Source organism: Vibrio sp. V39_P1S14PM300 (assembly GCF_009904765.1).
Taxonomy (GTDB): Bacteria; Pseudomonadota; Gammaproteobacteria; order Enterobacterales; family Vibrionaceae; genus Vibrio; species Vibrio proteolyticus.
The window spans coordinates 1-8,945 of record NZ_WXWP01000339.1 but is presented as its reverse complement, the minus strand read 5'-3'; the positions used below and the strand labels follow the sequence as shown (position 1 = coordinate 8,945).

The following is an 8,945-nucleotide window of genomic DNA, read 5'->3' as shown; positions in this document are numbered from 1 at the left end:
CCAGTGGTCGCCGAAGCACAACACTCTTCCGACGGCACCATCAAGTGGGCAATGAAGGTTGGCGATCAGGACGTTGAAACCGTGTACATCCCGGAAGACGATCGTGCGACCTTATGCGTGTCTTCTCAGGTGGGTTGTGCTCTGGAATGTAAATTCTGCTCGACAGCTCAGCAAGGGTTTAACCGCAACCTGAAAGTCTCAGAAATCATCGGTCAGGTTTGGCGCGCTGCGCGTGAAGTGGGTCTGGAAAAAGAAACCGGCCGTCGCCCGATCACCAATGTGGTGATGATGGGGATGGGAGAACCGCTGCTGAACATGAAAAACCTGATCCCTGCGCTGGAGATCATGCTCGATGATTTGGGGTTTGGTTTGTCTAAGCGCCGTGTGACCGTGTCGACGTCGGGTGTCGTCTCTGGCCTGGATCAGATGACGGGCAAAATTGACGTCGCGCTGGCGATCTCTCTGCATGCGCCGAACGATAAACTGCGCAGTGAAATCATGCCGATCAACGATCGCTGGGATATTGAAGATTTTCTGGCGTCAGTACGTCGCTATATTGCTTCTTCCAATGCCAACCGCGGCAAAGTCACGGTTGAATACGTTCTGCTTGATCATGTCAATGACGGCACGGAACACGCGCATGAACTGGCACAGTTGATGAAAGACACGCCATGTAAGATCAACCTGATTCCGTTTAACCCTTACCCAGGCTCGCCATACAATAAACCGAGTAACTCGCGTATTGACCGTTTCCAGAAAACGCTGATGCAATATGACCATACGGTAACGATTCGTAAAACGCGCGGCGACGACATTGACGCGGCATGTGGTCAGCTGGTCGGAGATGTGATTGACCGTACCAAACGGACTGCAATGCTCAAAGCTGCGCGTGGCGAGAGCATCGAAGTGAAAGCGGTTTGACCGTATCGAACACAGACATTACCCTAAGCCAGAGCCATGCTCTGGCTTTATTTTTTCTTACAAATTGAAAAAATTACACTTTTTAACGGAATTTCCGCACAAAAACCTTGAGCAGCTTGTAAAATCTGCACTAACACGATGTTGTTTAACCCTCAATATCTATTAGAATTGCTACTTAAGCTGCAATTTTGGCCCAGTTTTAATTATCTTATTCGTAGATGTGGTGCCAATATCCCGGCGAGGAACAAATTCCTCGAAAATTTTATCTGTTTCTGACGTCTTCACAACGCTACTAACTATGATCAACAAAAGCACCGTAAGGTCAGAAACTAAGGAAGAGAAGTACGTAACCAATGAGTACTGAACAAGAATCGAAAGTAGAAGAACTGAAAGTAGAGAAATCAACGATTGAAGCCGGCTCCATTCTGAAGCAAAAACGCGAAGAGCTCGGACTGTCACAAAAGCAAATCGCGGATCGGCTGAGGTTGCGTGTCAGCATTATTGAAAATATTGAAGATAACCAGTTTGAATCGGGTCAGGTGGCTACGTTTACCCGGGGTTACCTGCGTTCGTATGCCCGCGCGGTGGGTTTGGATGAGAAAGTGGTGCTGTGCGCGTTTGATGATTGTGATGGAAGTCAACCGCAAGAGCAGAAGATGCAAAGCTTTTCAGGCAAGGCCAAACGTGAGAAGCATGACAGCCGCATCATGATCCTGACCTGGGGCATTTTCGCGATCATCATCGGTATTTCATCGGTGTGGTGGTGGCAGAATCAGACTCAGGATACGCTCAGTTTCAAGGAGTCGCAGCCTTCGGTTGCTCAACCGGCTGGTGACAGTGATGGAACCGGCAACTTTACCACCTTAGATGGCGGTGACGCAGCGCTACCTGGCGATGAGTCGGACGCGCCGCAAGAGGCAGCTCAGGCGGTTGTGGATGCAGCCGACGCTTTACCGACCAGCGAAGACAGTGAGACGCCTGTCAGTGAATCACAGCCGGCGGCTACGATGGTCAATCCGGTCGAGTCCGTAACTGAAACCGAGAGTGCGCCACACGTTGACGCCACGATGGCGAAAACCTTGAATCTGACGTTCAGTGCCGACTGCTGGATTCAGGTTAAAGATTCGACGGGCAAAACCTTGTCCAGTGGCATCAAAAAAGGCGGCCAGTCTCTGGCGCTGAGTGGTGAGCCACCTTATAAAGTGATTCTTGGGGCTCCTGAGAACGTTTCAATGACATTTGCGAGTGAACCTGTCGACCTTTCTGGGTATACTTCAGGCAAAGTAGCAAGATTCACCTTACCTTAGAAATTACTATGCAACACGAGTCTCCTATCAAACGTCGCCCTTCGACACGTATTTACGTGGGTGACGTGCCAATCGGTGATGGTGCGCCGATCGCGGTACAGTCAATGACCAACACCAGAACGACCGACGTCGATGCGACCGTCGCTCAAATTAAAGCGCTGGAAAATGTCGGTGCGGATATCGTACGGGTATCGGTACCGACCATGGACGCCGCGGAAGCTTTCAAGCTGATCAAGCAGCAAGTTAACGTGCCGTTGGTGGCCGACATTCATTTCGATTATCGCATTGCACTGAAAGTGGCCGAGTACGGTGTGGATTGTCTGCGTATTAACCCGGGCAATATTGGTAACGAAGACCGGATTCGTTCGGTGGTGGATTGCGCTCGTGATAAAAACATTCCGATTCGCATCGGAGTGAATGGTGGTTCTCTGGAGAAAGATCTGCAGATGAAGTACGGTGAACCGACGCCCGCTGCGTTGGTGGAATCGGCCATGCGTCACGTCGATATTCTCGACCGCCTCAACTTTGATCAGTTTAAAGTCAGCGTAAAGGCGTCGGATGTGTTCCTTGCAGTCGACTCGTATCGCCTGCTGGCGAAGCAGATCGATCAGCCGTTGCATTTAGGTATTACTGAAGCCGGTGGTGCGCGCGCTGGCGCGGTGAAGTCGTCGGTAGGTCTGGGCATGCTTCTGGCGGAAGGGATTGGCGACACGCTGCGTATCTCATTAGCGGCCAACCCGGTTGAAGAGATCAAAGTCGGCTTCGATATTCTCAAGTCGCTGCGCATCCGCTCGCGCGGCATCAACTTTATCGCCTGCCCAAGCTGTTCTCGTCAGGAATTTGATGTGATCGGTACGGTGAATGCGCTGGAACAGCGTCTGGAAGACATCATTACGCCGATGGACGTGTCGATCATCGGCTGTGTGGTGAACGGACCTGGTGAAGCCGAAGTGTCGCACCTGGGACTGGCAGGCAGCAATAAGAAAAGTGCGTTTTATGAAGACGGTAAACGTCAGAAAGAGCGCTTTGATAATGAAGATCTGGTGAATCAACTGGAAGCCAAAATTCGCGCCAAAGCCGCGATGATGGACGAGCAGAACCGCATTCAGATCAAAACTCAAGATTAATTCATCTCAATGATATTACGGTAAGTACTGTGGCAAAAACTATTCAAGCAATTCGAGGCATGAACGATTGCCTCCCAACACAATCTCCACTATGGCAGAAAGTGGAAGGCACGGTTAAGCATGTGATCAGTGCATACGGCTATAACGAAGTCCGTATGCCTATCGTTGAGATGACGCATCTGTTCAGCCGCGCGATCGGTGAAGTGACCGACGTGGTTGAAAAAGAAATGTATACCTTTGAAGATCGTAACGGCGACAGCTTGACCCTGCGTCCGGAAGGGACGGCAGGCTGTGTGCGTGCTGGGATTGAAAATGGACTGCTGTACAACCAGGAGCAACGCCTGTGGTACATCGGCCCGATGTTCCGTCACGAACGTCCGCAGAAGGGCCGTTACCGTCAGTTCCACCAGTGTGGTGTCGAGGTCTTTGGTCTCGACGGCCCGGACGTGGACGCTGAACTGATCATGATGACGGCACGAATGTGGCGTGAATTGGGTATTGCTGAGCACGTTCGTCTGGAGCTGAACTCAATCGGTTCTCTCGAGGCGCGCGCGAACTACCGTACGGCACTGATCGCTTATCTCGAACAGCACATCGATGTGCTGGATGACGACTGTAAGCGCCGGATGCACACCAACCCGCTGCGCGTTCTGGACAGCAAGAATCCGGACGTTCAGGCAATTTTAGGTGACGCACCTCGACTTTCGGACTACCTCGACGAAGCGTCGAAGCAACATTTTGCGGGTCTGTGTGAACTTCTTGATGCCGCAGGTATCGAATACACAGTCAACGAGCGTCTGGTGCGTGGTCTGGATTACTACAATCGCACGGTGTTTGAGTGGATCACTGAAAGCTTAGGGGCTCAGGGCACTGTATGTGGCGGTGGCCGTTACGATGGTCTGGTCGAACAGCTGGGCGGTAAAGCGACGCCGGCAGTCGGTTTCGCTATGGGCCTGGAGCGTTTGGTGCTCATGATGGAAACGCTCGAGTTGACGGAAGTCCGTCGTGGTGTCGACGTTTATATGGTCACGGCGGGTGAAGGCACCATGATGGCCGGTATGAAGCTGGCAGAACAGTTGCGTGAGCAGGTGCCGGGTCTGCGAGTGATGAATCACTTCGGTGGCGGCAACTTCAAAAAGCAGTTCAAACGAGCTGATAAAGTCGGTGCGGCCATGGCGCTGGTACTCGGAGAAAACGAAGTCGCAGAGAACACCGTGGTTCTGAAAGATCTGGCGGGTGGCGAACAGACAACCTATGCCCAGAGTGACGTGGTCGCGAAGCTGGCTGAACTGATTTAAGCGCGAAACAAATATTAAAAGTGGCGGTGATTCCATCGCCACTTTTTTGAAATTTAAGAGGACAGGAAGTGGAACTCTACGATTCTGAAGAACAACAAGTTGAAGCGATCAAAGACTGGTGGAAAGACAACGGTAAAGCGGTGATCTTTGGTGCCGTGATTGGTCTGGGTGGCCTGTTTGGCTGGCGTTACTACCAGAGCTCCGTAGCGGAAGCTCAGGAAGTCGCTTCGGAAAGCTACACAACAGCAGTTGAGGCGTTGGGACAAAACGGCGCTGAGGCGGCGGATCAGGTTCAGTCATACATTGAGGCCAATAAAGGCACTGAATACGCTGTGCTGGCGGCGCTGCAACTGGCGAAGGTTCAGGTCGAGGCCAACAAGCTGGATGAAGCTTTAGCGCAGTTGAACTGGGCGAAAGAAAACACTCAGGACACGGCTTTGAAAGCGGTGGTCAGCTACCGCATCGCTCGTATTGATGCCGAGCAGGGTAATTATGATGCCGCTCTGAGCGAACTGTCGGGCATTACCGATAAAAGCTGGGCGGGCCGTGTGGCTGAACTGCGTGGTGACATTTCTCTGCGTAAAGGCGACACCGATGCAGCTTACGCTGCGTATACCGAAGCTCAGCAAGCAGACGACGCAAGTCAGACGCTGCAAATGAAACTGGATGATCTGGCCAAGTAAGGGCACTGATTAATGAAGAAAGTGTGGAACAAGGTACTGTTGTCGGCAGTGGTATTGGGCGCGCTGGCTGGCTGTGCTGGTGAAGAAGACACCATTATCATGGCACCAGTCCCACAAGTGAAAAGCCAGTTTACCCCGCAAACCGCCTGGAGCGCTTCCATTGGTGGTGGTGTGGGTCACTACTTTTCGAAACTGAGCCCGGCGTACGAGTACGGTAAAGTGTTTGTCGCCAGCCGCGAAGGTCTGGTCAAAGCGTTGGATCCGGAAAATGGTCAAACGTTGTGGCAAACCGACTTGGAAGGTGAGGTGATTGCCCGTTTGTCTGGTGGTATCACTGCCGCGTATGGACAGCTGTACATTGGCAGTGAAAACGGCGAAGTCATTGCGCTGGATGCCGAAAGCGGTGAGATCAACTGGCGCATGAATGTGGATGGCGAAGTCCTGGCCGCTCCGGCTGCCGATGACAATCTGGTGATTGTTAACACTAGCCGTGGCATGCTGGTCGCACTGGATCAGACCAGTGGCGAACAGAAATGGACCATCAGCACCGAAGTGCCGAATTTGACGCTGCGAGGTGACAGTACCCCAACCACCATTTCTGGGGGCGTTTTCTGGGGTACGGCCAACGGTCGTCTGGCGGCGGCGATCATCCAACGTGGTCAGCTGATTTGGCAACAACCTATCGGTACGCCGCAAGGGGCAACGGAAATCGACCGTTTGGTGGATGTCGATGCGTCGCCGCTTATTATCGGCGGCACACTGTATATCGTTGGTGTGAATGGTCAGTTGACCGCTATCGATTTGCGCAGCGGACGCCCGGCCTGGAAACGTAAGTACTCCTCGGCGCTGGATATGACCACAGATGGCCGTACCCTGTACCTGGTCACCGACAAAGATCATGTGGTGGCTGTGGACACCCGCAGTGGCACGGAATTGTGGCAGAACGACAAACTGGAACACCGCTTACTGACAGCACCAAAACTGATCAACGGCGATGTCGTCGTGGGTGACAGCGAAGGTTACCTGCACTGGATCAATCGCGAGACGGGTGAATTTGTTGCACAGCAACTGGCGAATGACAGTGGCTTTGCTGTTGGCCCGTTATCTGTGGACGACGGCTATGTGATTGTCACGCGTGATGGCAGTGTAAAGAAACTGACGATCGATTATTAAATCGTGATATAATTCACAATCGGCTCCTGGCTGGCAACAGTTAGGAGCCGTTTTATTGAAACTCGTTTAAACGTGTGATTATAGGTAAACAGCTGATTTTTGGCTGATCTGGCAAGCGGGTCAGTGGTTACCTATAACTACATAGAAAGTACATTGTAGAGGTTGTTATGGTACCTGTTGTTGCCCTGGTGGGGCGTCCGAACGTGGGTAAGTCTACGTTGTTTAACCGATTGACTCGTACGCGCGACGCATTGGTAGCGGATTTCCCGGGCCTGACGCGTGACCGAAAATACGGTCAGGCAAAATTGGGTGAACATGAATTCATCGTAATCGATACCGGTGGTATTGATGGCAGTGAAGAAGGTGTAGAAACCAAAATGGCGGCGCAGTCGCTGGCGGCGATTGATGAAGCTGACGTAGTGCTGTTCCTGGTGGATGGTCGTGCAGGCCTGACCGTTGCTGATGAAGCGATCGCTCAGCATCTGCGTAAAACTGAAAAGCCAAGCATGTTGGTGGTCAACAAAGTTGACGGTATTGATGCCGATGCGGCTAGTTCAGAGTTCTGGCAACTGGGCATGGACAACATGTACCAGATTGCGGCCGCGCATGGTCGTGGTGTTGGGGCGCTGATTGATCGCGCGCTAAATCCGTTCGCAGAACAACTGGCAGCGGAGAACCTGGGTGAGATCGAAGATCTGACTGGTTACAAAGACGAGCAGGAAGAGCAGCTTGATTACACGGAAGAAGAAGCGGAGCAAGAGTTCCAGCGTCTTCAGGAGCAGCCCATCAAACTGGCTATCATCGGCCGTCCGAACGTTGGTAAATCGACGCTAACCAACCGTATTCTGGGTGAAGAGCGCGTGGTGGTGTATGACATGCCGGGTACAACGCGCGACTCGATTTACATTCCAATGGAGCGTGACGGGCGTGAATACGTACTGATAGACACCGCAGGTGTACGTCGTCGTAAACGCATCAACGAAACGGTGGAAAAGTTTTCGGTGGTGAAAACCCTGAAAGCGATCGAAGACGCCAACGTGGTCTTGCTGGTTATCGATGCGCGTGAAAACATTTCTGATCAGGATCTCAGCTTGCTGGGTTTCGCCTTAAACGCAGGACGTTCTATTGTGTTGGCGGTCAACAAGTGGGATGGTCTGGACATGGACGTAAAAGAGCACGTGAAGAAAGAGCTCGATCGTCGTCTGGGATTTGTTGATTTTGCTCGCATTCACTTTATTTCCGCTTTGCATGGTACAGGTGTCGGCCATTTGTTCGAATCGGTACAGGAAGCGTATAAGTCGGCAACCACCCGAGTGGGCACGTCCGTGCTGACGCGTATCATGAAGATGGCCACTGAAGATCACCAGCCACCGATGGTTCGTGGTCGCCGCGTGAAGCTGAAATATGCCCACGCCGGGGGATATAACCCACCGATCGTCGTGATCCATGGTAATCTGGTGAACGAACTGCCGGATTCGTATAAACGTTATCTGATGAACTACTATCGTAAGTCGCTGGAAATCATGGGGACTCCAATCCGCATTCAGTTCCAGAGCAGCGAGAACCCGTTTGAAGGTAAGTCAGGTAAAATGACGTTGTCTCAGGAACGTAAGCGCAAACGCTTAATGAGTATGATGAAAAACCGTAAGAAATAACGGTTGACTGCGATAAAAGCGCCTAGAGTTTCTCGGGCGCTTTTTTGTATCTGCCAGTTGTGAATAAGGATTTAGACATGAAAGTCACGCCGACCCGGGTCGTATTTTGTGAGGGCGTTACCACGCAAACTTCAATCATTCAGTTGGTTCAGCATCAGTCCGACATCTGCTCAATTGTCACGGCGTCGACACCATTTCATCCGGTCAGTCATATCTGGCCGGATCATCCGGCCGACCGTGGAACATTGACCATCAACGGCCAGTTGTTTGATGTGGTGGATTGTCAGGTGGGCGCGATGGAATTGGCCACTGAAACCTTGTTTGTCGGTCAGGCGATTCCCGTCAAACGTGATGCGCCTGGCTGGGCTTTCGTAGTGGTACATAATATCCGTACAGAAGATTACTCTGTGGAAAATGGATTGGAAGTCGAATTGTCTGTTGATGCAGAGTATCAACGTTCTTTGAGCCGTGGGCACTCTGCCGGGCACCTAGCGTCAATTGCGCTCAATAAAGTGCTGGCTGATGGTTATTGGCGGAAAGCGCCGGGGCGTCTTGACCCGATCGGCAATCATGATTTCAACAGCTATGCACAGGTGAGCAGTCAGGTATCACCGGATAAATGCCTTGATCGCTATCGTTTGGGTAAGACATTACGTAAGCGTGGCCTCAATAGTGGCGACTTGCTGGAGCATTTAAGTGAAATTAATCATAAATTAAATCAACAGCTTAATTGTTGGTTGGCGTTGAAGTCGCCAGTCATCATGCGTTGCCAGGGGAAGAC

General features: G+C 51.8%; 8 protein-coding genes. All 8 read left to right on the top strand.

The genetic code is table 11. The annotated features are described in order from the left end of the window. Nucleotides 1-921, top strand: a 921-nt coding sequence (gene rlmN, locus CAG65_RS17850; RefSeq protein ID WP_161454491.1) for a 23S rRNA (adenine(2503)-C(2))-methyltransferase RlmN, incomplete at its 5' end; no start/stop codon positions are given. Between the two features lie 353 nt (nt 922-1,274). After that, complete coding sequence (gene rodZ / locus CAG65_RS17845) at nt 1,275-2,228, top strand: cytoskeleton protein RodZ (protein WP_161454490.1); 954 nt, start codon at nt 1,275-1,277, stop codon at nt 2,226-2,228. Between the two features lie 8 nt (nt 2,229-2,236). Next, the gene (gene ispG, locus CAG65_RS17840) at nt 2,237-3,355 is read left to right on the top strand and encodes a flavodoxin-dependent (E)-4-hydroxy-3-methylbut-2-enyl-diphosphate synthase (RefSeq protein WP_021706599.1); all 1,119 of its coding nucleotides are present in this window, start codon (nt 2,237-2,239) and stop codon (nt 3,353-3,355) included. A gap of 29 nt (nt 3,356-3,384) precedes the next feature. Continuing rightward, complete coding sequence (hisS, locus tag CAG65_RS17835; RefSeq protein WP_161454489.1) at nt 3,385-4,653, top strand: histidine--tRNA ligase; 1,269 nt, start codon at nt 3,385-3,387, stop codon at nt 4,651-4,653. Nucleotides 4,654-4,721: 68 nt separating this feature from the next. Beyond that, nucleotides 4,722-5,336, top strand: a complete 615-nt coding sequence (locus tag CAG65_RS17830; protein WP_021706601.1) for a YfgM family protein — start codon at nt 4,722-4,724, stop codon at nt 5,334-5,336. A 12-nt stretch (nt 5,337-5,348) separates the two neighbouring features. Beyond that, nucleotides 5,349-6,509, top strand: coding sequence for an outer membrane protein assembly factor BamB (bamB, locus tag CAG65_RS17825; protein ID WP_021706602.1), 1,161 nt, complete (start codon nt 5,349-5,351; stop codon nt 6,507-6,509). Between the two features lie 167 nt (nt 6,510-6,676). Further along, nucleotides 6,677-8,164 (top strand): ribosome biogenesis GTPase Der, encoded by a 1,488-nt coding sequence (gene der / locus CAG65_RS17820; RefSeq protein WP_161448674.1) that lies wholly within the window; start codon nt 6,677-6,679, stop codon nt 8,162-8,164. Nucleotides 8,165-8,241: 77 nt separating this feature from the next. Continuing rightward, nucleotides 8,242-8,945, top strand: a 704-nt coding sequence (locus CAG65_RS17815) for an alanyl-tRNA editing protein (protein WP_161454488.1), incomplete at its 3' end; no start/stop codon positions are given.

What these genes read in the sequence shown, in the direction of transcription:
- rodZ (WP_161454490.1), top strand. Translation starts at nt 1,275, where the DNA reads ATGAGTACTGAACAAGAATCGAAAGTAGAAGAACTGAAAGTAGAGAAA.
- ispG (WP_021706599.1), top strand. Translation starts at nt 2,237, where the DNA reads ATGCAACACGAGTCTCCTATCAAACGTCGCCCTTCGACACGTATTTAC.
- bamB (WP_021706602.1), top strand. Translation starts at nt 5,349, where the DNA reads ATGAAGAAAGTGTGGAACAAGGTACTGTTGTCGGCAGTGGTATTGGGC.
- der (WP_161448674.1), top strand. Translation starts at nt 6,677, where the DNA reads ATGGTACCTGTTGTTGCCCTGGTGGGGCGTCCGAACGTGGGTAAGTCT.